Consider the following 22,885-nt stretch of genomic DNA (forward strand, 5'->3'; position numbering starts at 1 on the left):
GCGTTGCATGGCTGGAACGGTCTCGTGCACCAATCGGTGTGGTCTGCACGCGATTTGTCGTTATCTTTGGAGAACGGGTTCACGGCGCGCGCAGACGCTCCCTGCAACCCTGGCCCGGCTTGGCGCGAATCGCGCCCGGGCTTCTTTCACAGACAGACAAGGAGCGACCCCATGAAAAAACTGGTCAGCGTGCACGGACGCAGTCCGCGCCACTGGGTGGGCGACGGATTCCCGGTTCGCACACTCTTCAGCTACAACGACCTGGGACGGGTGGCCAATCCGTTTCTCATGCTGGACTACGTGAGCCCGACGCCGTTCGAGCCTACCGCCCAGCCGCGCGGGGTTGGCCAGCACCCGCATCGGGGTTTCGAAACCGTCACGCTGGTCTACCAGGGCGAACTGGCACACCGCGATTCGACCGGGCAGGGCGGTCTCATCGGTGCCGGCGACGTGCAGTGGATGACGGCGGGTGCGGGCATCCTGCACGAGGAATTCCACAGCCCGCGATTCACCCGCGAGGGCGGGGTGCTGCAGAACGTGCAGCTCTGGGTCAACCTTCCGGCGAGTGCCAAACAAGCGCCGGCCGGGTACCAGAGCATCGTGTCGGGCGATATTCCGGCGGTGCCGCTTCCGTCCGGCGACTCGGACCGGCCGGCCGGCCTGCTGCGGGTGGTCGCGGGAGATTTCAACGGCGTGCAAGGGCCGGCACACACCTTCACGCCGATGAATGTGTGGGATGTCGCCCTTGCCCCCGGTGCGCACCCGACACTCGAGGTGCCGGAAGGCCATGTGGCGATGGTCATGGTCCTGCACGGCCGGGTGAAGGTGAACGGGCCGCATGAATTGCGCGACGCCCAGGTGGCGCTGCTGACGCGCGCCGGGACGGCGATCGATCTCGAGGTGGTCACGGGCGGAACGCCCGAGGACGGCGGCCAGCCGGAGCAGGCCCGGCTGCTGGTCCTCAGTGCCGAACCGATCGACGAACCGGTGGTGGGCTACGGGCCTTTTGTGATGAATTCGCGTGACGAAATCGTGCAGGCCGTGGAAGATTTCAATTCGGGCCGATTCGGCCGCATGGCCGAGGCGGCGTCGCCCCAATGAAGCAAGCCGATGCCGTCCGCGGGACGTGCTGCGGCGCTTCGGCCTGTCGATGACACACGCATGGAGAAATCGATGATCCAGACTGTTTTCAGCGGCCGCAAGGCCGATCTCGGGCATGGCCTGATCGTGCATCGCCTGCTGCCGCACGCGCAGCAGCGCGCGGTCGGCCCCTTCGTGTTTTTCGACCACGCGGGTCCGGTCCGCATGGCGGCGGAAGCCGCGCGTGCGGCCGACGTGCGTCCCCATCCTCACATCGGCCTGTCGACGGTGAGTTACCTGCTCAGCGGCTCGGTCACGCACCGCGACAGCCTGGGCGTGAAACAGGTCATCACGCCGGGCGAGGTGAACTGGATGACGGCGGGGCGCGGCATTGCCCACAGCGAACGTTTCGAGGACGTCGCCGCCATGGCCGGTTCGGGGCTCGAACTGCTGCAGTTCTGGGTCGGGTTGCCGCAAGAGCACGAAGAGACGGCGCCGGCCTTTGCCAACCATGCCGCAGCGGCCTTGCCCACGGCCGAGGCCGACGGTGTCTGGATGCGCCTGATCGCCGGCGAGGCCTATGGCCTGACCAGCCCCGTGCAGACGCATTCGCCCCTGTTCTACGCCCACTTGCACCTGCAGGCCGGGGCGGCCTGGCCGTGGCCTCGCGGGCATGCCGAGCGTGCGGCCTATGTCGTTTCGGGTGCGGTCGATTTCGGCACGCAGTCGCTTTCGGCCGGGCAGATGCTGATCGTGCCGCCCGGCGCTGTGCCCGACCTCGTCGCACGCGAGCCCAGCGTGGTGATGCTGCTGGGCGGCGAACCGCTGGGGACGCGATTTCTGTGGTGGAACTTCGTGTCCTCGCGCAAGGAGCGCATCGAGCAGGCCAAGGCCGACTGGGAAGCCGGCCGGATCGCCTTGCCGCCGCAGGACGACGAGGAATTCATCCCCCTGCCGCATCGTTGAGGCCCCGGATGGACGGCCGGATGCCTGCGGCTTTGGCGCAACAGATCGTCGAGACTAGGCAATTGCGGATCGCTGGAGTACATTAGCCGCATATGTCGAAGGCCTACTTCTACTTTTATTTTTGGATCTCACGCCCCATTAGCGGCAGAGAGGCCCACGCACAAGTAGAGTAGACGACGCGTAGGAATCACTAAAGACCGCTGGTGGGGCATCGAGCCCCACCAGCGGTTTTTTTTTGCCTTCACCGTTTTCAACCCCCCCCGGTCTTTCGCCCCCTTTCACCCCCCGACAAATCGCATCAGGAGCACATCACATGAACGCCAAGCCCACGCTTTCTTCCGAACCCTGGTATCCGGATTCCGTCCACCGCACAGGCCACACCGACGACGAACGAATCCAGGACATCACCGTGCTCCCGCCCCCAGAACACCTCATCCGCTTTTTCCCCATCCGCGGTACCGCCAGCGAAGCGCTGGTGGCCGAGACCCGGCACGCCACCAAGAACATCATCCACGGCCGCGACGACCGGCTGCTGGTGGTGATCGGACCGTGCTCCATCCACGACCCGATGGCTGCGCTCGAATACGCCCGCCGCCTCAAGCCGCTGCGCGAGCAGTACGCGGGCACGCTGGAAGTGGTGATGCGCGTGTACTTCGAGAAACCCCGCACCACGGTGGGCTGGAAGGGCCTGATCAACGATCCTTACCTCGACGGCAGCTTCCGCATCGACGAAGGCCTGCGCATCGCACGCCAGCTGCTGCTCGACATCAACCGCATGGGCGTGCCGGCGGGCAGCGAGTTCCTCGACACCATCTCGCCCCAGTACATCGGCGACCTGATCTCGTGGGGCGCCATCGGTGCACGTACCACCGAGAGCCAGGTGCACCGCGAACTCGCCTCGGGCCTGTCGGCGCCGGTCGGTTTCAAGAACGGCACGGACGGCAACATCCGCATCGCAACCGACGCCATCCAGGCCGCCGCGCGTGGCCACCATTTCCTGTCGGTGCAGAAAAACGGCTTGGTCGCGGTGGTCGAGACGGCGGGCAATCCCGACTGCCACGTCATCCTGCGCGGCGGCAAGACGCCGAACTACGATGCCGCCAGCGTGGCTGCAGCCTGCGCCGATCTCGAAAAGGCCCAGTTGCCCGCACGCCTCATGGTCGATTGCTCGCACGCCAACAGCCTCAAGCAGCCCGAACGCCAGGTCGAGGTGGCCGGCGACATCGCCGGCCAGATCGCCTCGGGTTCCGATCGCATCTTCGGCGTGATGATCGAAAGCCACCTGCAGGCCGGTGCCCAGAAGTTCTCGCCCGGCAGCGACGACGTCGCCGGCCTGGAATACGGCAAGAGCATCACCGACGGCTGCCTGGGCTGGGATGCCTCGGTCGCGCTGCTGGCGCAACTGTCGGCCGCCGTCGAAGCCCGTCGTGCCGCACGTGCCACCGCACTCGCGGCCGACGCCGCCGGCGCGCTGGTGCAAGCCTGACGACCGGGCCGGCGGCCCACGCAAATGTCGTGTCGGCGGCTATCGCGCCTAGGGACATTCCGTGTGGCGGCGCCGGCCGCGACCGCCTAGTCTCGCTGCTGGGGGTTCGCTGCAGATGCCGCGGGCCGATACATGCCGTTCGTCGGTTTCAAGCGGGAGACATCCATGCGCAGCGAAGTGGTGGTGGTACTGGCCACGGGCCGGGAGTTTTTCTTCGATGTGGGGCCGGCCGGTGCCCTGGATTCGGCGTCGGCCCGCCGGTGGCTGGACGATCAGTTCATCGAGCTGGATTGCGAGCCCTTGCGTGCGACCGGCAAGGTGCTGATCGCCGACAAGGTGCTGGCGATTGCGCTCGAGGCCGGCGAAGCCTTGCTGGCCGATGCCGAATGGGGTCGTGCCTATGCCCAGGCCGTGCGTGGGGCGCTGGGCAGACCGAATGTGCGCGTGGATCTGGTGCGGCAGACCGTGGTGTGAGTCCCCGCGTCTTTTGGCCGGCGTGAAGGGTGCGGCCCAGGCCGCGGGGTCCCGCCAGGGGCCGCTGCCTGTCTGGGGATCACCCGAGTCGACGCAGGCGTTCGAGCAGCTTGGCATGCACGCCGCCGAAGCCGCCGTTGCTCATGCACAGCAGTTGATCGCCGGGGCGCACGGCCTGCATCACCGCATCGACCAGGGCCTCGATCGTGGGGGCCACGAGGGCCCGTTCACCCATCGGTTCGAGGGCCGCCGTGGCGTCCCAGTCCAGTCCGCCGCTGTGGCAGAAGGCCAGGTCGGCCTGCTGCAGGCTGTCGGGCAACTGGGCCTTCATGGTGCCCAGTTTCATGGTGTTGCTGCGGGGCTCGAAGATGGCGAGGATGCGGCTGGCCGGTCCCACGCGGCGGCGAAGTCCGTCCAGCGTGGTCGCGATGGCGGTGGGATGATGGGCAAAATCGTCGTAGACGGTGACCGGACCCCGGATGCCGTCGCGCTCGATCTCCACCACGCCCCGGACTTCCATGCGGCGTCGCACGTTCTGGAAAACGGCCAGTGCCTCGGCCGCCGTCTGGGCATCGACGCCCAGATGCGAGGCCGCGGCAATGGCGGCCACTGCATTGAGCTGGTTGTGCACCCCGGTGATCGACCAGGCGAGATGCGCGACCACCTGGCCCTGATGGCGAACTCGGAAATCATGCGGCGGGCCGTCGGCCTGCCAGTCGCCCTGGCCGCTGGCTTCCGAGAAACCGGTCTGCCGGCTCCAGCAACCTTGTGCGAGGACACGGCCCAGGCTGGCTTCGGCCGCGTTGTGGACCACGCATCCCGAAGGCGGCACGGTGCGCACGAGGTGGTTGAACTGGCGCTCGATGGCCGCGAGGTCGTCGAAGATATCGGCGTGATCGAACTCGAGGTTGTTCAGGATCGCCGTGCGGGGGCGGTAGTGAACGAACTTGCTGCGTTTGTCGAAGAACGCCGTGTCGTATTCGTCGGCCTCGATCACGAAAGGGGCGCCCGAGCCCAGCCGGGCCGAGACACCGAAATTGAGCGGAACGCCGCCCACCAGGAAACCCGGAGCCAGGCCCGCATGCTCGAGTATCCAGGCGAGCATCGACGTGGTGGTCGTCTTGCCGTGCGTGCCGGCCACGGCCAGCACGTGACGCGGACGCTTCGGGTCTTGCAGGATGTGTTCGGCCAGCCATTGCGGCCCGCTGGTGTAGCGCTGGCCGGCATCCATGATGGCTTCCATCAGCGGGAACTTGGCCGAGCCGTCGGCCAGCCGGGCACGCGAGACCACGTTGCCGACCACCCAGATGTCGGGGGCGAGCGCCAGCTGTTCGGTGCCGTATCCCTCGATCAGGTCGATGCCCAGGGCACGCAACTGGTCGCTCATGGGAGGGTAGACGCCGCTGTCGCAGCCGGTGACGCGGTGTCCGGCTTCACGGGCCAATGCCGCGACACCTCCCATGAAGGTGCCGCAAATGCCGAGGATATGGATATGCATCGCGGCATTTTATGCGGCTGATTTCAGCTTGCCCGCCGCTGGTTTTTCCCGCGCCGGGGAGGCCTGTTTGATGACACGCCCGTCCGGCCTGCCGATTTATCATCAAGGCCAGCTACGGTCGCCGTAGCACGCTGCCATGACCGCACTGGGCGCGGCAGGGCATCGCTTGGCTCGAGATATTGGGGATTACGCATGAACACCATTCGATACGCCTGGCAGGCACTGATCGCCGCCGCCATCCAGTGGATCGACGACCAGTGCCCCAGGCTGGCCGCCGCGCTGTCCTACTACACCGTCTTCAGTCTGGCGCCGTTGCTCATCATCGTGGTGGGCGTGGTCGGCCTGGTGTTCGGCTCGGGTACGGCCCACAACGAACTGGTCGGCGAGGTGACCGAACTGGCCGGGCCGCAACTGGGCGATCTGGTCACCAGCCTGCTGGCCGCTGCGTCCCGGCCGGCCGAAGGCATCGTGGCGACGGTGATCGCGCTGGTGACTCTGCTGATCGGTGCGACGGGGGTGCTGGTGGAGCTGCGGCGTTCGCTCGACGGCGTCTGGTGCATACCCGAGCCGACCCAGCCCGAGGCCAACTGGCTGGTCAAGGGATGGGTCCTGGTGCGGACCCGTCTGCTGACGTTTTCCATGCTGTTCGCCATCGGTTTTCTCATGATGGTCTCGCTCATGCTGTCGGCCTATCTGTCGGCTGCCGACCAGTGGGTGAGTGCCCACACCGGGGGCTGGGTCGCCATTGCGCAGGTGCTCAATCCGCTGCTGTCGTTTGTCGTCATCATGGCGTTCTTCGGCAGCCTCATGATGGGCTTGCCGTCGCGCCGGTTCTCCTGGCGGCATGTGCTGCCGGGCGCTTTTGTCAGTGCGCTGCTCTTTACACTGGGCAAGTCGCTGATCGGCTTCTACCTCGGACGCGCGGCGGCGGCCTCCGTCTACGGCGCAGCCAGCTCGGTGGTGGTGGTGATGCTGTGGGTTTATTTCTCGTCCATGATCTTCCTGTATGGTGCCGAGTTGACCTGGGTGCTCAAGAGCTGTCCCCAAGGCGCTGCGCCCGGATCCCCCGAGCACCGTGCCGCGATGCAGGCCGCGCGGCATCGGGCGATCGATGCGATGGAAGTGCAGCGCGAACGAGACATGCCGGCCCAGCCCCCTTATTCAGGATGATGGACAGTTGAATCGATATGCGTGATGACCTGATGGCGGAGATCTCCGCCACGGCGGCCCGTCTGGTGGTCGAGGAAGGCCTGGAGTACGGTCCGGCCAAGCGGCGTGCCCTCAAGCAACTCAAGCTGCCGGCGCGCACGGCCTTGCCGGACAACGACCAGCTCGAAGCCGAGGTGCGGGAGTACCTGGCGGTGTTCTGCGGCGAAACCCAGCCCGACGAACTGCGGGCCTTGCGCGGCCTGGCCCTCGAGTGGATGAATCGCCTGGCCGATTTCCGCCCCTACCTCAGCGGTGCGGTCTGGACGGGCACGGCCACCCGGCTCTCCGACATCTATCTGCAGTTGTTCTGCGACGACCCGAAATCGGCCGAGATCGAACTGATCAACCGGGATGTGCGCTACGACGTGGCCAGCATCCCGGGTTTTCAGGGACAGACGGTCGATGTGCTGAGCATCGGCGTCCGTGGCGAGGCATCGGGTGTGCTGGCGGGCGAAACCGTGATGGTGCATCTGGTGATTTACGATCTCGACGATCTGCGGGGCGCCCTCAAGGCCGATCCGCAGGGCCGTGTGCCGCGTGGCGATGCGCGTGCGGTCGCCCGGCTGCTCGAAGCACGCGCGGCCGACTGAGCGGTACCGCACGTGCCGCGGCCCGTTTTCTCGCAAGAGAGCCGGCACGCAGCGCCTGCTCCCACTGGAATTCCTCTCATGACTTTGCCTTCTTCGACGGACCCGACCCGCGTTCCGAAGCCGAATCGCCGGCGCCTGCTGGCAGGGGGCGGCGCGGCGGCTCTGGGGTTGTCGCTCGCCGGAGCGTGGCTGTGGTCGCGCCGAACACCCGATCCGCTGGACGAGTTGTGGACGCTCGCCCTGCCGCAGCCCGATGGCGGCACCCTGCGCCTGGCCGATTGGCAGGGACACGCTCTGCTGGTCAATTTCTGGGCCACGTGGTGCGCGCCGTGCCTCGAGGAAATGCCCCTGCTCGATTCGGTGGATGCGCAGTCCGCCGGCCGGTTGAAGGTGCTGGGCCTCGCCGCCGACCCGATGGCGCCGGTGCAGCGCTTCCTGCAGCGTCTGCCGGTGCGCTTCCCTGTCGGGGTGGCCGGGCCGGCCGGTCTGGGCTTGAGCCGCAGGCTGGGCAACGACAAGGGCGGCTTGCCTTACTCGCTGCTGATCGGTGCCGATGGCCGGCTGCTGGAGCGCAAGACCGGCCAGCTCAGTGCGTCCGAGCTGGCGGACTGGACACGCCGGGCGGCGAGCTGATTTTTTTCGGATTTTGCCATTTGCTCCGACTCTGGTAGAGTTCGCCACCCCGTCTCTCTTGAACGGTGCCGATCGAGCGTCCAGGCGCGGCTTGCCAGGGGGCATGAGGCTGGAATGTCTTGATCGATGATGCTCGACGATTGATGGAAATGGCGTCAAATACCCCAATTTGAATGGTTTTGGGGTGATTTGATGTAAACTCCTTCATTAATGGCCGCCGGGAGTGCGGCGTCTGGAGCATCTTTTATGGATCTACGTAAACTCAAGACCCTGATCGACCTCGTGTCCGAGTCCAACGTTTCTGAACTCGAAATCACCGAGGCCGAAGGCAAGGTCCGCATCGTCAAGGCCGGCGCCCAAGTCGTCGCCGCCCCGCTGGTTGCCGCTCCGGTGGCAGCCCCTGTCGCCGCTGCCGCGGTTCCCGCCGCAGCCAGTGCCGTCGCAGCGGCTCCTGCCGTCGAGACCGGTCACAGCGTCAAGTCGCCCATGGTGGGCACCTTCTACCGTTCTTCGAGCCCGGGTGCGAAGCCTTTCGTCGAAATCGGCGACAGCATCAAGGAAGGCGATACCATCTGCATCATCGAGGCCATGAAGATCCTCAATGAGATCGAGGCCGACAAGACCGGCACCGTCACGAAGATCCTGGTCGAAAACGGTCAAGCCGTCGAGTACGGCCAACCGCTGTTCATCATTGAATAAGTGAGTTCCACGTCCCTGCGGCATCCCCCGACCGATGGGGAATGCCGGCGCGCCGGGCGTGGGCTCGATGCGGTCCTTAGACAGCTCAACGCTGAACCTCATCTATGTTCAAAAAAATCCTGATTGCCAACCGTGGCGAGATCGCATTGCGTATCCAGCGTGCCTGCCGCGAACTGGGTGTCAAGGCGGTCATGGTCTATTCCGAAGCCGATCGCGACGCCAAGTACGTCAAGCTCGCTGACGAGGCCGTCTGCATCGGCCCTGCGCCTTCGCCGCAGAGCTACCTCAGCATGCCCGCCATCATCTCGGCCGCCGAGGTGACCGACGCGGAAGCGATCCACCCGGGCTACGGTTTCCTGTCCGAGAACGCCAATTTCGCCGAACGCGTCGAAAAGAGCGGTTTCACCTTCATCGGCCCCACCCCCGAGTCCATCCGCATCATGGGTGACAAGGTGTCGGCCAAGCAGGCGATGATCAAGGCCGGTGTGCCTTGCGTGCCCGGCTCCGAAGGCGCGTTGCCCGACAACCCGGCCGAGATCCGCCGCATCGCCAAGGCGGTCGGTTATCCCGTGATCATCAAGGCCGCCGGCGGCGGCGGTGGCCGCGGCATGCGTGTCGTGCACACCGAAGCCGCCCTGGTCAATGCCGTGCAGATGACCAAGGCCGAAGCGCAGGCCGCGTTCGGCAACCCGGAGGTCTACATGGAGAAATTCCTGCAGAACCCCCGGCACATCGAGATCCAGGTGCTGGCCGATACGCACCGCAACGCCGTCTACCTGGGCGAGCGCGACTGCTCCATGCAGCGCCGCCACCAGAAGGTGATCGAGGAAGCGCCGGCTCCCGGCATTCCGCGCAAGCTCATCGAGAAGATCGGCGACCGCTGCGCCTCGGCCTGCAAACGCATCGGCTACCGTGGAGCCGGCACGTTCGAGTTCCTGTACGAAGACGGCGAGTTCTATTTCATCGAAATGAACACGCGGGTCCAGGTCGAGCATCCGGTGACCGAGATGATCACCGGCGTGGACATCGTGAAGAACCAGATCCTCATCGCCGCAGGCGAGAAGCTGGCTTTCACGCAGCGCCAGGTGCAGATTCGCGGCCATGCCATCGAGTGCCGCATCAACGCCGAGCATCCCTACAAGTTCACGCCTTCGCCGGGACGCATCACCACCTGGCATGCACCGGGCGGTCCCGGCGTGCGCGTCGACTCGCATGCCTACACCAACTACTATGTGCCGCCGAACTACGACTCGATGATCGGCAAGCTCATCGTTCACGGCGACACCCGCGAAGAGGCTCTGGCGCGCATGCGAACGGCCTTGGGCGAAACGGTGGTCGAGGGTATCCTCACCAATGTTCCGCTGCACCGCGAGCTGATGGTCGATGCCAGCTTCTGCGCCGGCGGCACCAACATCCATTACCTGGAACAGTGGATGGAACAGCGCAACCGCTGATCCCCTTTCCACGCTTTTGCAACCAGGCCGTCAGGCCCTTGCCCGATGCTGTCGCCGGTTCTGCCGGCACGGCGCCGGGCTTTGTGGTTTCTGGCGGCCGGCCCGATGCGGGCCTTGGAGTGACCGACGATGTTTGAACTGCGCCTGATGTGTCCCGAAGACCGGGTCGAGCTGGTGAGCGATGCGCTGGATGCGCTGGACGCGTTGAGCGTGTCCGTCGAGGATGCGGATGCGCAGACCGATGCCGAGCAAGCCCTGTTCGGCGAGCCCGGCATGCCGCCGCCCAAGGACGGCTGGCAGCGATCGCGCGTGCTGGCGCTGTTTGCGCAGCGTGCCGAGGCCGTCGAGGCCACGCAACTGCTGATGGTGCAGGACTTCTTTGGTGGCTGCGAGGTGCTGGGCGTGAACGAAGTGCCGGCCGAGGACTGGGTTCGCCTGACGCAGTCGCAGTTCGCGCCCGTGCCCATCACCGACGATTTCTGGATCGTGCCGACCTGGCACGAGCCGCCCGAACAGGCCCGCCAGGTGATCCGGCTCGATCCGGGCCTCGCCTTCGGCACCGGCACCCATCCGACCACCCGCATGTGTCTGGGCTGGATCGCCGCGCGCGACCTGACCGGCCAGCGTGTGCTGGACTACGGCTGTGGCTCCGGCATTCTGGCCATCGGTGCCGGCAAGTACGGCGCTGCGCAGATCGATGCCGTCGACATCGACCCCGCGGCCGTGGATGCGACGGTGGCCAATGCGCAGGCCAACCGCGTGGAGCTGCAGGCCGGTCTGCCCGAAGCCGCGCAGGGTCTGTACCAGACCGTGCTGGCCAACATTCTGGCGACGCCGCTCAAGTTGCTGGCACCCTTGCTCTGCAGCCATGTGGCTCCCGGCGGAAGCCTGGTGCTGGCCGGCATCCTGGAACGCCAGGCCGACGAGCTGAAGGAAGCCTACGCGCCCTACCTGGCGCTCGAGGTGAGCAATACGCAAGAGGGCTGGATACTCATGACCGGTCGCAAGCCGTGAGCAGCCCCGTGCCCTGGCACATGCTGAAGGCGATGTGGCCATGACCGCGGTGCTGAGCGCAAGCTGCCCCGCCTGTGGCACGCTGTTCAAGCTGGTCGCCGACCAGCTCAAGGTGGCCGACGGCTGGGTGCGTTGCGGCCATTGCCAGCATGCCTTCGTGGCGCAGGCCCATGCACTCGATCGGCCACGGCCGCCTGCGCCGCAACCCGGCATTGCCGCCGTGCCGCATCCCGCACCGCCTTCGGTGTGGCCCGAGGCCGACGCCATCGATCTCGACTTCGATCTCGACGAAGACGCGCATCGCAGTGGCGCACAGCCGGGCCATCCGCCGCCGGCCATGCCCGACTGGCTGGCCGCGCTCAGTCTGGACCTGGTCGACCCCGCTTCGTCACCGGCTCCGGCACCGGCTGCGTCTGCCCGGTTCGCTTCAGGCAACGGACACGACAGCGGTTTGCCGACGTCGCGGCCCGCCGCCTCGCACGGCGGGGCGGACGATCCGGCGGTCTACGGTGGCGACATCGAAATCCCCGATTTCCTGGCCCTTCCGAGCGCGCAGCAGGGCGTGCCCGAGGTCTTGTTGGGTCACCCCCCGCCCAGGCCGGGCGATGCGCGCGCTGCTGCGACTCCCGTCGCGGTGCCGGCTCGCGTGCCGTCCACGGCGGCGGTGTCTGCCACGCCAGCCTCGGCCGGCCGCGGACCTGCATTGCCGATTTCCATGGAAGACGATGAGCATGCCGCCCAGCCGGTGCTCAAGTCGCAGGCCCGGGCGGTCGTGTCCCAGGCCACGCCTCTGCATGCCGAGGCACCGGCCGCTGCGCGGGGGCACGCCGCCGATACACCGGCCGCGGCAGCCGATGCGGCCCTTGCCGCGCCCCATGCCGGCGCGGCTGGCGAGGCCGCACCTGCCGGGCTCCGGCCCACGAAACGCCTGCGCCGGGTGGTGCTGGCCGTCCTGGCGGCGGTGCTGGCCGCGCTGCTGGCGATGCAGGTCGCGGCCCGGTTCTTTCCCGATTGGCTGGCACGCCAGCCGCAGGGCCTGCAAGGGGCGGTGGCCGGGGTCTGCCAGACGCTGGGCGGCTGCAACGTGCCCTCGACCCGCCTGCCCGACAGCGTGTCGATCAGCGCCGGCCGGCTCGACCGCAGCGGCGACGGCACCTATCTGCTGAGTTTCGAGCTGCACAATCGCGCACCCTATCAGCAGGATCTGCCGCATGTCGAGCTGTCTTTGCTGGATGCCGCCGGCGAGGCCGTGGTCCGGCGTCGGCTGGCACCCTCGGATCTGCCGGGGGCCCCCGCGCGTCTGCAGGCCGGCAGCAACTGGAAGGCCGAGTTGTCCTTGGCGCTCGATCCATCGGCCGTGCCCGATGCGGGCACGGGTGTCGTCGGCTACCGGCTGCGTCTGTTCCAGCCGGGCAACTGATACCGAGGCCATGAGCTTCCGCCCAGGGGCGATTCGAGAGCATGCGCCGCCGCCTGGGTCCCGTTGAGTAAGTGGGCTGCAGGGCCCTTGATTTGAGTCAGAAAGGTAAGTTATGGCAGCAGTCATCTGCGGATCGTTGGCGTTCGACACCATCATGAATTTCGAGGGGCAGTTTGCCGACCAGATCCTGGCCGATCAACTGCACAACCTCAACGTGTCTTTCCTGGTGCCCAGCCTGCGGCGCGAGTTCGGTGGCTGTGCCGCCAACATCGCTTATGGCCTGAAGCTGCTGGGCGGCGATCCCTTGCCCATGGCGACCGTGGGCATCGACGGAGCCGACTACGTGCAGCGCCTCAGGGACCTCGGCATCGGCACCGACTACGTGCGCGAGGTCGAGGGCAGCTATACCGCGCAGGCGCTGATCATGAACGACCGGCAGAACAACCAGATCACGGCTTTCCACCCCGGTGCCATGAGCTTTGCGCACCTCACGGTCGTGACGGCGCGCGAGGACGTGGCGCTGGGCATCGTCTCGCCCGACGGCCGCGACGCCATGCAGCAGCACGCCCAGCAGTTCAAGGATTGCGGCATTCCCTTTGTCTTCGATCCGGGCCAGGGCCTGCCGATGTTCAACGGACAGGAACTCCGCCGCTTCGTCGAACTGGCCGACTGGATCACCGTCAACGACTACGAAGGCAAGATGCTGTGCGAACGCACCGGCCTGGATTTCGCGGCGCTGTCGAAGGAGGTCCGGGGTCTGGTGGTCACGCTCGGCGGCGAGGGTTGCGAGGTCTGGATCGATGGCGCTTGCACGCGGGTCGAAGCGGTGCAGGCCGAAGCCATCGTCGACCCGACGGGATGCGGCGATGCCTTCCGCAGTGCGCTGCTTTACGGCCTGGAGCGCGAGTGGGATCTGGTGCGTGCCGCGCGCCTCGGCAACCGTGTCGGCTCGATCAAGATCGCGACGGCCGGACCCCAGAACTACACGCTGGATCTGCAGACGCTGATGAGCGGTCTGTGAGCGAAAAGCGGATCGGATCCGCAAGATAAAAAAAGCCGGAGGCCCATGGGGCACTCCGGCTTTTTTGCATGATCGACGCAGGGACGATCAGGGCTTGGGCGAGGTCGGGAAAGGCCACGCAGCCTGGGGGTTGAGCGTGGTTTCTGCCGACGGTGCCGCGGCTGCCGCAGTCTTCTTGCTGGCGCGCGGAGCCTTGGTCGCTGCAGCCTTTTTGGCCGGAGCCTTCTTGGCTGCTGCGGGCGCCTTGGCCGGGGCTGCTGCCTTCTTGGCGGCTGCCGGAGCCTTCACTGCAGCGGCCTTCTTGGCCGGCGCAGCGGCAGCCTTTTTGGCCGGAGCCTTCTTGGCTGCTGCGGGGGCCTTGGCCGGAGCGGCTGCCTTCTTGGCGGCTGCCGGGGCCTTCACTGCAGCGGCTTTCTTGGCCGGCGCAGCGGCTGCCTTCTTGGCCGGAGCGGCCTTCACCGCAGCCGTCTTCGCGGGTGCTGCCTTCTTGGCCGGTGCCGCCTTCTTGGCTGCAGGCGCTTTCACGGCTGCTGCCTTCTTGGCGGGTGCGGCCTTCTTGGCGGCAGCCGGGGCCTTGGCGGGAGCAGCGGCCTTCTTGGCGGGAGCTGCTGCAGCCTTCTTGGCCGGTGCCGCCTTCACGGCGGTTGCCTTCTTGGCCGGAGCTGCCTTCACGGCAGTGACCTTCTTGGCGGGTGCTGCTGCCTTGGGGGCTGCAGCGGCTTTTTTGGCGGGAGCCGCCTTTTTCGCGGGTGCGGTCTTGCTTGCCGCAGCTTTCTTCGCAGTTGCCATTTTTTTCTCCTTGATCAAGTTGCAAAGAGCGTTTCGACCGGGCGAAATGCCGGGTCCAAACGATTCATCTCACTGCGCGACGGCCGCCAGAGGCATGCGTGCAGCCATGCGCAAGGAGATGAACGGGGGAGCAGACGACCGCCGTGCGCACCGTCGTGCGGCGTGCGATGGTCTGGTGTGGAATCGCGGCCTGCGCCGCATCCAGAAGAAGGGGACTGCGCGCGGGACCTGCGGGCATGCACATGCGTGACCTGTTGGACGGGAGGTGTCGTCGAGCGCTGTGCGGCCAGGGGTGAAGTCATCAATCGGTGTGCGGCTGTTGTCGAGCACGGCACCCGCCCGAAGCCGTGCGGGCGACGCACGTCAGGTCTGCAGCGCTGGCACAGGCCAGGCTTGGGGTCGCGGTTTGCAAGGCCATGCGTTTCATGCGAGTCGGCGCGTGTGAGTCCTTTGCTCAGATTATGAGAGTGACTCGCCGAAAAGCAAAGCATCGTGGATCGGTGTATGCCCTGTGCCCGTGTTTTGTTGCTCAATCGCATCGACAAAAGGCCTCGAAAAATCCGTCTGCGCGACACCGCATTCAAGGCTGAACCCGCGTCTCGATCCGCAGTCCCGAGTCCGCCAGATCGTGTGCGAGCCGAGACCATGAAAAGCCGGCGCCGGGATCGTGCTTGCGGCCGGGTGCGACATGCTCGTGCCCCGTGATGTGACGCACCGGGTAGCGTGCCTGCAAGGCCCTGCAGAGCCAGGCCAGCGTGCGGTATTGCGGCGGCTCGAAGGTCTCTCCCTCCAGCCCTTCGAGCTCGATGCCGACGGCGTAGTCGTTGCAGTTGTCGCGGCCTTGAAAACGCGACTTGCCCGCATGCCAGGCGCGCTCGTCGGCGCTCACGAACTGCCACAGCGCGCCATTGCGGCGGATGAAGAAATGGGCCGACACCTCGAGTCCGCGCAGTCTTTCGAAGTAGGGGTGTGCATCGGGGTCGAGCGTGTTGGTGAACAGCTGCCGGACGGCATCGGTACCGAACCGGCCCGGCGGCAGGCTGATGGAGTGCACGAGCGCCAGATCGATGGCGGTGCCCGGCGGCCGTGGCCCGCAGTTGGGCGAGGGTTCGTGCAGGGCCGGCCACAGCCAGCCTTGGCGCCAGATCGCGCGGGGTTCAGTCTTGGCCAGGGGCATGGGGCAGTGGTTTGAGACGCAGATCTTCGAGCTCGTCGCCGGGTGCTTCGGCGCCTTGAGCCTGCAGTGCGGCAATGGCCTGCACGGTGAGGTTGTCCGCGTCCTGGCCGGGCACATGGATGTTCAGGCGCGCGATGCGGTAGCGGATCTGACGCAGGCTCAGTCCGAGGCTGGCCGCCGTGGCGGTGCGGTTGAAGCCATGGCGCTCCAGCGCCCGGCCGATGATGTCGGCCTCATAGGCATCGAGATGGGCCTGGAGATCCTTCGGCAACTCGCCGTCCGCGAGCGGCTGGCCGGAGGCTGGGTCGAACGGACGTGCGCCTGGGCCTGCATCGGCCGGGTCTGCACCGGCCGCGTGCGAGTGGGCCCCGGCGAATGACGGTGTGCCGACGGGCGGGCCCGACGCGGCCGCCGAGGGGGAGGCGACCGCTGCGGCCGGACCGTCGTGCACGGACTGCAGGTCGTCCTCGAGCGATGCGGCGAGGGCCTGGCCGTCGCCGAGCGCCATGGCCCGGTGGAGCAGGTTCTCGAGTTCACGGACATTGCCGCGCAGGGGGTGCTGCTGCAACTGGGTCAGCAGGCTGTCGTGAAGGGCCGGCGGCGCCACGCCGCTGTCGGCCGCGATACGGTCCAGCAAGGCCCTGGCCAGCATGGGGATGTCCTCGCGCCGGTCGCGCAAGGGCGGCAGCGTGATGTCGATCACATTGAGCCGGTAATACAGGTCGCGGCGGAAGAGGCCTTCGGCCACGGCCAGGGCCATGTCCTTGTGCGTGGCGCTGACGATGCGGACATCCACGGCCGTTTCCTGCGGCGAACCCAGCACCCGCACCTGGCGTTCCTGTATGGCCCGCAGCAGCTTGGCCTGCATCGACAGCGGCAGGTCGCCGATCTCGTCGAGAAAGAGGGTGCCGCCGTGCGCGGCCTGAAAGAATCCGGGGCGATCGTGCGTGGCACCGGTGTAGGCCCCTTTGCGGGAGCCGAAGAACTCGGCCTCGAGCAGCGACTCGGGAATGGCGCCGCAGTTGACGGCCACGAAAGGCCCTTCGGCGCGGTGGCTGCAGGCATGGACGGCGCGTGCCGCGAGTTCCTTGCCGGTGCCGGATTCGCCTTGGATGAGCACCGGCGCCATGCTGCGCGAGACGCGTGCGATCCGGGTGCGCACGGTGCGCATGGGGGGGGACTGCCCCACCAGGCGGGCCAGCTCGGCCGGTGCACGGGCGTCGTCGTCCAGTGCCGCGTCGGGGGTCTGGCGGAGCGAGGAGGCGGCCGATGCGCCCGCGGCCTGGCCGGGTTGCTGCTGGATGGCCGAGGCCACGCAGAGCCTCAGGCGGCGCAGGTCGATGGGCTTGGTGAGGTAGTCGAAGGCACCGGCCTTGAGGGCGCTGACCGCGCTGTCCGCAGAGCCGTGAGCGGTGATGACCAGGCAGCGCTCGCGACGGCCCGGCGCCAGGGCCTCGTGGAGCAGGGTCAGCCCGTTGCCGTCGGGCAGGCGCATGTCCGTGATGAGCACATCGTAGGCCTGGGCCGCCAGCAACTGGCGGCCGCTGGCCACGGTGTCCGTGCAATCGACCTGGTAACCCTCGCGCAGCAGCGTCAGCTCGTAGAGCGTGCGGAGGTCGGGCTCGTCGTCGACGACCAGGATGCGTGCTGCTGCGGACGAAGTCATGCGCAGGATTATGTCGTGAATGACATCGCCGTCCTGTCCGATTCCGACGGCAAGTGCGTGGGCAGTTGAAGGACAAAGGCATTGCCCGGCGTGTCATGCCGCGCCATGCGCTGGTAGGCGATTTGCCCGCCGTAGCGTTCGCACAGTTCGCGGCAGAGGAAGAGGCCGAGTCCGCTCGATCGGCTGTCCGACGAGAAGAAGGGATCGAACAGGTGCTCCTGCAGGGACGCATCGATGGCCGGACCCGCGCTCCACACGGCGATTTCGATTTCGCCGCCCGCATTGCGCTGGGCCCAGGCCTGGATGGCGACGGGGGCCGCCGTGCCATGGCGCTGGGCGTTGTCCAGCAGGTTGACCAGCAGCCGGCGCAGATGCTCGGGGTCGATGTCCAGGCAGGCCGACTCCGGCAAGTCGAGCGTCAGGTCGACGGCCCGCGCATGGAGGCTCCGCCATTCTTCGACGATGCCCGCCACGCTGCCGGCGGCCTGTGTGAGCAGGGGCTGCCGAGCCGCCGAAGCCGGTTCGACGTGGGCGACGTCGAGGATGTCGTCGACCATGCGGTTGAGGCGCTGCGTGTTCTTGGCGACCAATCCGGCCAGTTGGCGCTGCGTCGGCTCGCTCAACTGTTCGAGCAGCAGCTCGTTGGCCTGCAGGATGGCGGCGAGCGGGTTGCGGATCTCGTGGGCCACGGCGGCCGACATGCGGCCCATCGCCGCCATCTTTGCGGTGCGGATGCGGGCCTCGAGGGCGTGCTGGTCCTGCATGAACATCACGCACAGGCGCTCGTGGCCGTCCGGCGTCTCGGGTGTGAGCTGGGTACGGACTTGCAACCGGCGCTGCGTTTCTCCGGCTTCGATGCGCACGGGCCGGGTGTGGCCGTGGGCGTTTTCCAGCGTTCGGCGTGCCAGCTCGGCCAGGGGCCGCCACGATTGCGGCAGTCCCAGGGCAAACGGCGCGGCGAGCTCCTCGGCATGCCGCTCGTGGGCCAGCATGCGCCGTGCAGCCGGATTGAGCGCGCGCACCGTGCCTTCGGCGTCGACGATCATCACCCCGTCGTCGAGTTCGTCGATTACCAATGCATTGACCTGAGCGAGCTGCCACACGGCATGCTGGCTGGATCGCGTGCGCTGCTGTTCGAGCAGCATCCGGTCGGCCAGGTAATGGGCCAGCATGGCGATGAAAAAGAAGCCCGCGCACGACAGCAGGTTCTGGAACACCAGGCTGGCTGGTACAGGCTGTGCGGCATCGAGCGTCAGGGCGGTGTGGCCGAGCACGATGAACGAGACGATCGAGGCCATGCCCAGCGCCCCGGCCCGCGAACCCAGCACGGCTGCCGTGAGCACGGGCAAGGCAAACAGCGGGGTGTAGCTGATGGCCTCGGAGGGCAGCCACAGCAAGCCCGTGTAGGCCGCGAGGTCGACTACGATCGCCTGGCGCCAGGCCTTGCGGGGCGGCAGGGCATCGCGCCGGAGCGCCGGCCGAAGGCGCTCGTGCACGGTGAGCGCGGCATAGGCGAGACACCACAGGGGAACCAGCGGCGAGGGCGGCTTGCCGGCGAGGTGCAGTCCGGCCTGCAGCAACAGCAGCATGAGGCCCACCAGGATGCGGGTGTTGACGAAATCCCGCCACAGCCGTTCGAAGGCGGCCTGGGCGTGCGCGCCTTGCCAGCGATCGGCGGACGCCGTCGGGCGTGCGGGCCGGCCTTCAGCCCGCATGGCTGGAGGGGGCCGTGCGGCGCTCGGTCTGCTCCAGGTGGGACTTGCTGCAGTAATGGCGGCCCTGGCTGCCGGCCAGTGCTTCGCTGGCCGGCAGGTGCAGGCCGCAGGCTGCGCAGGCGACGATGGGCTGCGGGGCCGCGATCTTGCGCGAAGCGGCGCGGCGCTTGCGTTGGGCCGAACGGACCGCGTCTGAGTCGGCGCGGGCCTGGCGCGAGCGCCACAGCCAGGCCGCGAAAAGGGCCACCAGCAGCAGGACGAGGAGTTTCATGGCGTGAGGAGAGGACGGAAAGACGGCCGGATCAGAAGGGCAGCGTGCGGCCGAGCACGACTTCGAGCACAAAACGCGAACCGACGTAAGCCATCAGCAGCAGCAGGGCGCCCAGGTACAGCACGCGCACGGCGACCCGTCCGCGCCAGCCGAACCGCTTGCGTCCGATGAGCAGTGCGGCAAAGGTGAGCCAGGCCAGCACGGAAAAAACGGTTTTGTGTTCCCATTTCCAGTAGTTCCAGGTGCTGCCCAGGCTTTCGCCGAACAGCCAGCCGGCCAGCAGGGTTGCGGTGAGCATGACAAAACCCGCCTGCACGAAGCGGAAGGTCAGGCGCTCGAGCGTGAGCAAGGGGACGCCGTCGGGCGGCTGGGCGGCCTTGCGCATCTGGCGCTCGGCGCGCCGCAGCAGCCAGGCGTGCACCACGGCCGCGGCAAACAGACCGTAAGAAGCAATGCCCAGCGCCCAGTGCAGGGGCAGCCAGGGCGACTCGTCCATGCGGGTCGGCGAGCCCGGGGCCAGCAGCGTCAGCAGCACCGCCAGGCCGCCCAGCACCGCCAGTGCCCAGCGGGCGCGCATCTGCGGGTAGAAACGGCTTTCGACGCCGTAGACGGTGAGCACCAGCCAGGCCGTCATCGACAAGGCCGGCGCGAAGCCGAAGCGGTGTGCCATGATGCCCGAGATCAGCGACAGCGCATGCAGCACCCAGGCCGCGAACAACATGCCACGGATGGCCGCCGAGCCCAATCGGCCCGCCGCCAGGGCCGGGGCGATGTAGGCGGTGGCCGTGGCCAGGCCCAGCCACAGGCTGGCGGTGGAGACAGGCTCTAAAATCATGCCCACAGTTTAGGGCCAGTTGTCGTTGCCGTTTGTAAACGCCCGCGCTCCCGCGAGTCCCTATTCGTCCGTCCAACCGTTCTTGGTAAGCACATACACATGGCATCAGCCCTTTCGGAAAAACTCTCGCGCCTCGTCAAGCAGGTGCGCGGCCAGGCTCGCATCACGGAATCCAACGTGCAGGACATGCTGCGCGAGGTGCGCATGGCACTGCTCGAGGCCGACGTCGCGCTGCCGGTGGTGCGTGACTTCATCGCCCGCGTCAAGGAAAAGGCCCTGGGCCAGGACGTGCTCGGTTCGCTGTCGCCCGGCCAGGCGCTGGTCGGCATCGTCAGCAAGGAACTCGCCGCGACCATGGGCGACGGCGTGGCCGACATCAACCTCGCCGCGCAGCCCCCGGCCGTCATCCTGATGGCCGGCCTGCAGGGCGCCGGCAAGACCACGACCACCGGCAAGCTGGCCAAGCACCTGATCGGCAAACGCAAGAAGAAGGTGCTGACGGTGTCGGGCGACGTCTACCGTCCGGCGGCCATCGAGCAGTTGAAGACCGTGACGGCGCAGGCCGGCGCCGAGTGGTTCCCGAGCACCCCCGACCAGAAACCGGTCGACATCGCTCACGCCGCGCTCGACTACGCCCGCAAGCATCACTTCGACGTGCTGCTGGTCGATACCGCCGGCCGCCTGGCCATCGACGAGGCCCTGATGAAGGAAATCCAGGACCTGCACGCCACCCTCAAGCCGATCGAGACGCTGTTCGTGGTCGATGCGATGCAGGGTCAGGATGCCATCAACACGGCCCGGGCTTTCAAGGAAGCCCTGCCGCTGACCGGCATCGTGCTGACCAAGCTCGACGGCGATTCGCGCGGCGGTGCGGCGCTGTCGGTGCGGCAGGTGACGGGTGCGCCCATCAAGTTTGCCGGTGTGTCCGAAAAGCTGGACGGCCTGGAGGTCTTCGATGCCGAGCGTCATGCCGGCCGCATCCTGGGCATGGGCGACATCGTGGCCCTGGTCGAACAGGTCGCGCAGGGCGTGGACATGGCGGCGGCGCAGAAGCTCGCGGCCAAGGTCAAGAGCGGCGACGGCTTCGACCTCAACGACTTCCTCATGCAGATCCAGCAGATGAAGAGCATGGGCGGACTCTCCAGCCTGATGGACAAGCTGCCGTCCCAGATGGCCGGCAAGGCCTCGGAGGCCGATCTCACCCGCGCCGAAAAAGACATCAAGCGCAAGGAAGGCATCATCCAGAGCATGACGCCGCAAGAACGGCGCCGGCCCGAACTCATCAAGGCCAGCCGCAAGCGCCGCATTGCCGCCGGTTCGGGCGTGCAGGTGCAGGACGTCAACCGCATGCTCAAGGAGTTCGAGCAGATGCAGAGCATGATGAAAAAGATGAAGGGCGGCGGCCTCATGAAGATGATGAAGCGCATGGGCGGCATGAAGGGCATGGGCGGTATGCCCGGCATGCCCAAGTTCTGAGCCTCGCCGTCCACGCCGGGCCGGGCGCCGCAGGGCCCCCGGCCTGTCTCGAAGGCTCATAGCGCCCCGGTGCGGTCCTGTGCGATCCGGCTGGTCTCCGCCGGGCGCCCCGGCAGGTCGAGCCGTGTGGTCGATGCCGGTGTCTGCGCCAGCAACCGGCCCCGGCGATAGACCCGCAGGCGGGTGGCGCGCAGACGCAGTGCCTCGGCCGCGCTGCGGGCCTGCAGCAGCACAAAACTCGCCTCCTTGCCCGGCGCGATGCCGAACCGGTCCAGCCCCATGATGTGTGCCGGATGGCTGGTCACGGCCTCGAAGCATTGGCGCATGCCCTCCTGGCTGGTCATCTGCGCCACGTGCAGGCCCATGTGGGCGACGTCCAGCATGTCGCCGCTGCCCAGGCTGTACCACGGGTCCATCACGCAGTCCTGGCCGAAGGCGACGGTGAGTCCGGCGGCCATGAGTTCGGGCACCCGCGTCATGCCGCGGCGCTTGGGGTAGGTGTCGTGGCGGCCCTGCAGCGTGATGTTGATGAGCGGATTGGCAATGACGTTGAGCCGGCTCTCGGCCATCAGGGCGATCAGCTTGGAGACATAGTAGTTGTCCATGCTGTGCATCGAGGTCAGGTGCGAGCCCGTGACCCGTCCGTGCAGGCCCAGTCGCTGGGTCTCGAAGGCCAGGGTCTCGACGTGACGCGACAGCGGGTCGTCGGATTCGTCGCAGTGCATGTCGACCGGCAAGCCCCGCTGCGCGGCCAGCTCGCACAGCAGGCGGACGCTTTCGGCCCCCTGCGCCTGGCTGCGCTCGAAATGGGGAATGCCGCCCACCACGTCCACCCCCAGGTCCAGCGCGCGCGTGAGGCTGTCCAGGCCGCCCGGCGTGCGCAAGACGCCATCCTGGGGGAAGGCGACGATCTGCAGATCGAGGTAGGGGGCCATCAGCCGGCGTGCCTCGAGCAGGGCCTCGACCGGCAGCAGGCTCGGATCGCTGGTGTCGACGTGGGTGCGGATGGCCAGCAGGCCCTGCGAGACCGCCCAGTCGCCGTAGGCCAGGGCGCGCTCGATCAGGGCTTCGGCGGTGAGCAGCGGCTTGAGCTCGCCCCACAGGGCGATGCCTTCGAGCAGCGTGCCGCTGGCGTTGACACGCGGCAGACCGTAGCTCAGCGTCGCATCGAGGTGGAAATGGGCATCGACGAAGGGCGCGCTCAGCAACTGGCCCTGGGCATCGACGGTTTCGTGGGCGGAGGCGTCCAGTCCGGGCGCGACTTCGGCGATCTTGCCGTCCTGGACGGCAATCGACATGTCGCGGCGGCCGTCGGCCAGGGTGGCGTGGGTGATGAGGAGATCAAGCATGGCGGGGTTCGGATTCTGTCTGGCACGGGAGGATACGGACGGAGGGACTGCCATCAGATCACA

At 67.3% G+C, this 22,885-nt stretch carries 21 protein-coding genes; 13 read left to right on the forward strand and 8 right to left on the reverse strand.

What is annotated here, in order from left to right; translation table 11 throughout:
• Positions 1-171 precede the first annotated feature (171 nt).
• The 4 genes from EC845_RS08190 to EC845_RS08205 all read left to right on the forward strand — a co-directional run bounded on the left by EC845_RS08190 (position 172) and on the right by EC845_RS08205 (position 4,006).
• Positions 172-1,101: a pirin family protein gene (locus EC845_RS08190; protein WP_123296999.1), complete on the forward strand. Its 930-nt coding sequence runs from the start codon at positions 172-174 to the stop codon at positions 1,099-1,101.
• A 72-nt stretch (positions 1,102-1,173) separates the two neighbouring features.
• A complete protein-coding gene (locus EC845_RS08195) occupies positions 1,174-2,046 on the forward strand; it encodes a pirin family protein (RefSeq protein WP_123297995.1) in 873 nt (290 codons plus the stop codon).
• A 313-nt stretch (positions 2,047-2,359) separates the two neighbouring features.
• Complete coding sequence (locus EC845_RS08200; protein WP_123297001.1) at positions 2,360-3,532, forward strand: 3-deoxy-7-phosphoheptulonate synthase; 1,173 nt, start codon at positions 2,360-2,362, stop codon at positions 3,530-3,532.
• Positions 3,533-3,697: 165 nt separating this feature from the next.
• Entirely contained in the window at positions 3,698-4,006 is a 309-nt protein-coding gene (locus tag EC845_RS08205) for a hypothetical protein (protein WP_123297997.1), read from the forward strand.
• 79 nt (positions 4,007-4,085) lie between these two features.
• Here EC845_RS08205 and mpl read toward each other — a convergent pair whose 3' ends face one another.
• A complete protein-coding gene (mpl, locus tag EC845_RS08210) occupies positions 4,086-5,504 on the reverse strand; it encodes a UDP-N-acetylmuramate:L-alanyl-gamma-D-glutamyl-meso-diaminopimelate ligase (protein WP_123297003.1) in 1,419 nt (472 codons plus the stop codon).
• Positions 5,505-5,696: 192 nt separating this feature from the next.
• On the opposite strand from mpl, the gene EC845_RS08215 reads away from it, so the two are divergent.
• The 8 genes from EC845_RS08215 (at position 5,697) to EC845_RS08250 (ending at position 13,544) form a co-directional block, all read left to right on the forward strand.
• Positions 5,697-6,674: a YihY/virulence factor BrkB family protein gene (locus tag EC845_RS08215; protein ID WP_123297005.1), complete on the forward strand. Its 978-nt coding sequence runs from the start codon at positions 5,697-5,699 to the stop codon at positions 6,672-6,674.
• Positions 6,675-6,691: 17 nt separating this feature from the next.
• Positions 6,692-7,303, forward strand: a complete 612-nt coding sequence (locus tag EC845_RS08220) for a hypothetical protein (protein ID WP_123297008.1) — start codon at positions 6,692-6,694, stop codon at positions 7,301-7,303.
• Between the two features lie 78 nt (positions 7,304-7,381).
• Entirely contained in the window at positions 7,382-7,936 is a 555-nt protein-coding gene (locus EC845_RS08225) for a TlpA disulfide reductase family protein (RefSeq protein ID WP_123297010.1), read from the forward strand.
• 246 nt (positions 7,937-8,182) lie between these two features.
• The gene (accB, locus tag EC845_RS08230; protein WP_123297012.1) at positions 8,183-8,635 is read left to right on the forward strand and encodes an acetyl-CoA carboxylase biotin carboxyl carrier protein; all 453 of its coding nucleotides are present in this window, start codon (positions 8,183-8,185) and stop codon (positions 8,633-8,635) included.
• A 104-nt stretch (positions 8,636-8,739) separates the two neighbouring features.
• A complete protein-coding gene (gene accC / locus EC845_RS08235; RefSeq protein ID WP_123297014.1) occupies positions 8,740-10,089 on the forward strand; it encodes an acetyl-CoA carboxylase biotin carboxylase subunit in 1,350 nt (449 codons plus the stop codon).
• Positions 10,090-10,218: 129 nt separating this feature from the next.
• Positions 10,219-11,103 carry a 50S ribosomal protein L11 methyltransferase gene (gene prmA, locus EC845_RS08240; RefSeq protein WP_123297017.1) on the forward strand — a complete coding sequence of 295 codons (885 nt, stop codon included), beginning with the start codon at positions 10,219-10,221 and terminating at the stop codon, positions 11,101-11,103.
• A 40-nt stretch (positions 11,104-11,143) separates the two neighbouring features.
• On the forward strand, positions 11,144-12,523 hold the full coding sequence (locus EC845_RS22770; protein WP_123297019.1) for a zinc-ribbon and DUF3426 domain-containing protein: 1,380 nt from the start codon (positions 11,144-11,146) through the stop codon (positions 12,521-12,523).
• A gap of 112 nt (positions 12,524-12,635) precedes the next feature.
• Positions 12,636-13,544 (forward strand): carbohydrate kinase family protein, encoded by a 909-nt coding sequence (locus tag EC845_RS08250; protein ID WP_123297021.1) that lies wholly within the window; start codon positions 12,636-12,638, stop codon positions 13,542-13,544.
• A gap of 87 nt (positions 13,545-13,631) precedes the next feature.
• Here the strand turns inward: EC845_RS08250 and EC845_RS08255 are convergent, their stop codons facing one another.
• From EC845_RS08255 to EC845_RS08280, 6 genes are all read right to left on the reverse strand, one after another.
• Positions 13,632-14,333 (reverse strand): histone H1, encoded by a 702-nt coding sequence (locus EC845_RS08255; protein WP_123297023.1) that lies wholly within the window; start codon positions 14,331-14,333, stop codon positions 13,632-13,634.
• Between the two features lie 580 nt (positions 14,334-14,913).
• Positions 14,914-15,510 carry a 1,6-anhydro-N-acetylmuramyl-L-alanine amidase AmpD gene (gene ampD / locus EC845_RS08260; protein WP_123297025.1) on the reverse strand — a complete coding sequence of 199 codons (597 nt, stop codon included), beginning with the start codon at positions 15,508-15,510 and terminating at the stop codon, positions 14,914-14,916.
• The gene (locus EC845_RS08265) at positions 15,491-17,176 is read right to left on the reverse strand and encodes a sigma-54 dependent transcriptional regulator (RefSeq protein WP_123297026.1); all 1,686 of its coding nucleotides are present in this window, start codon (positions 17,174-17,176) and stop codon (positions 15,491-15,493) included. Before EC845_RS08265 ends, ampD begins: the two co-directional genes overlap by 20 nt.
• A gap of 8 nt (positions 17,177-17,184) precedes the next feature.
• The gene (locus tag EC845_RS08270) at positions 17,185-18,891 is read right to left on the reverse strand and encodes a nitrogen regulation protein NR(II) (RefSeq protein ID WP_123297028.1); all 1,707 of its coding nucleotides are present in this window, start codon (positions 18,889-18,891) and stop codon (positions 17,185-17,187) included.
• Positions 18,881-19,162 carry a PP0621 family protein gene (locus EC845_RS08275; RefSeq protein WP_123297030.1) on the reverse strand — a complete coding sequence of 94 codons (282 nt, stop codon included), beginning with the start codon at positions 19,160-19,162 and terminating at the stop codon, positions 18,881-18,883. Before EC845_RS08275 ends, EC845_RS08270 begins: the two co-directional genes overlap by 11 nt.
• Positions 19,163-19,193: 31 nt before the next feature.
• The gene (locus tag EC845_RS08280) at positions 19,194-19,997 is read right to left on the reverse strand and encodes an inner membrane protein YpjD (protein WP_123297032.1); all 804 of its coding nucleotides are present in this window, start codon (positions 19,995-19,997) and stop codon (positions 19,194-19,196) included.
• Between the two features lie 99 nt (positions 19,998-20,096).
• Here EC845_RS08280 and ffh point away from each other — a divergent pair, with 99 nt between their 5' ends.
• Complete coding sequence (gene ffh / locus EC845_RS08285) at positions 20,097-21,473, forward strand: signal recognition particle protein (RefSeq protein WP_123297034.1); 1,377 nt, start codon at positions 20,097-20,099, stop codon at positions 21,471-21,473.
• Positions 21,474-21,529: 56 nt separating this feature from the next.
• Here the strand turns inward: ffh and EC845_RS08290 are convergent, their stop codons facing one another.
• Positions 21,530-22,822, reverse strand: coding sequence for an amidohydrolase family protein (locus tag EC845_RS08290; protein ID WP_123297036.1), 1,293 nt, complete (start codon positions 22,820-22,822; stop codon positions 21,530-21,532).
• Between the last annotated feature and the right edge of the window lie 63 nt (positions 22,823-22,885).

Source organism: Comamonas sp. BIGb0124, assembly GCF_003752175.1.
Classification (GTDB): domain Bacteria; phylum Pseudomonadota; class Gammaproteobacteria; order Burkholderiales; family Burkholderiaceae_C; genus Comamonas_F.

What these genes read in the sequence shown, in the direction of transcription:
- EC845_RS08190 (WP_123296999.1), top strand. Translation starts at nt 172, where the DNA reads ATGAAAAAACTGGTCAGCGTGCACGGACGCAGTCCGCGCCACTGGGTG.
- EC845_RS08195 (WP_123297995.1), top strand. Translation starts at nt 1,174, where the DNA reads ATGATCCAGACTGTTTTCAGCGGCCGCAAGGCCGATCTCGGGCATGGC.
- EC845_RS08200 (WP_123297001.1), top strand. Translation starts at nt 2,360, where the DNA reads ATGAACGCCAAGCCCACGCTTTCTTCCGAACCCTGGTATCCGGATTCC.
- EC845_RS08205 (WP_123297997.1), top strand. Translation starts at nt 3,698, where the DNA reads ATGCGCAGCGAAGTGGTGGTGGTACTGGCCACGGGCCGGGAGTTTTTC.
- mpl (WP_123297003.1), bottom strand. Translation starts at nt 5,504, where the DNA reads ATGCATATCCATATCCTCGGCATTTGCGGCACCTTCATGGGAGGTGTC.
- EC845_RS08215 (WP_123297005.1), top strand. Translation starts at nt 5,697, where the DNA reads ATGAACACCATTCGATACGCCTGGCAGGCACTGATCGCCGCCGCCATC.
- EC845_RS08220 (WP_123297008.1), top strand. Translation starts at nt 6,692, where the DNA reads ATGCGTGATGACCTGATGGCGGAGATCTCCGCCACGGCGGCCCGTCTG.
- EC845_RS08225 (WP_123297010.1), top strand. Translation starts at nt 7,382, where the DNA reads ATGACTTTGCCTTCTTCGACGGACCCGACCCGCGTTCCGAAGCCGAAT.
- accB (WP_123297012.1), top strand. Translation starts at nt 8,183, where the DNA reads ATGGATCTACGTAAACTCAAGACCCTGATCGACCTCGTGTCCGAGTCC.
- accC (WP_123297014.1), top strand. Translation starts at nt 8,740, where the DNA reads ATGTTCAAAAAAATCCTGATTGCCAACCGTGGCGAGATCGCATTGCGT.
- prmA (WP_123297017.1), top strand. Translation starts at nt 10,219, where the DNA reads ATGTTTGAACTGCGCCTGATGTGTCCCGAAGACCGGGTCGAGCTGGTG.
- EC845_RS22770 (WP_123297019.1), top strand. Translation starts at nt 11,144, where the DNA reads ATGACCGCGGTGCTGAGCGCAAGCTGCCCCGCCTGTGGCACGCTGTTC.
- EC845_RS08250 (WP_123297021.1), top strand. Translation starts at nt 12,636, where the DNA reads ATGGCAGCAGTCATCTGCGGATCGTTGGCGTTCGACACCATCATGAAT.
- EC845_RS08255 (WP_123297023.1), bottom strand. Translation starts at nt 14,333, where the DNA reads ATGGCAACTGCGAAGAAAGCTGCGGCAAGCAAGACCGCACCCGCGAAA.
- ampD (WP_123297025.1), bottom strand. Translation starts at nt 15,510, where the DNA reads ATGCCCCTGGCCAAGACTGAACCCCGCGCGATCTGGCGCCAAGGCTGG.
- EC845_RS08265 (WP_123297026.1), bottom strand. Translation starts at nt 17,176, where the DNA reads ATGACTTCGTCCGCAGCAGCACGCATCCTGGTCGTCGACGACGAGCCC.
- EC845_RS08270 (WP_123297028.1), bottom strand. Translation starts at nt 18,891, where the DNA reads ATGCGGGCTGAAGGCCGGCCCGCACGCCCGACGGCGTCCGCCGATCGC.
- EC845_RS08275 (WP_123297030.1), bottom strand. Translation starts at nt 19,162, where the DNA reads ATGAAACTCCTCGTCCTGCTGCTGGTGGCCCTTTTCGCGGCCTGGCTG.
- EC845_RS08280 (WP_123297032.1), bottom strand. Translation starts at nt 19,997, where the DNA reads ATGATTTTAGAGCCTGTCTCCACCGCCAGCCTGTGGCTGGGCCTGGCC.
- ffh (WP_123297034.1), top strand. Translation starts at nt 20,097, where the DNA reads ATGGCATCAGCCCTTTCGGAAAAACTCTCGCGCCTCGTCAAGCAGGTG.
- EC845_RS08290 (WP_123297036.1), bottom strand. Translation starts at nt 22,822, where the DNA reads ATGCTTGATCTCCTCATCACCCACGCCACCCTGGCCGACGGCCGCCGC.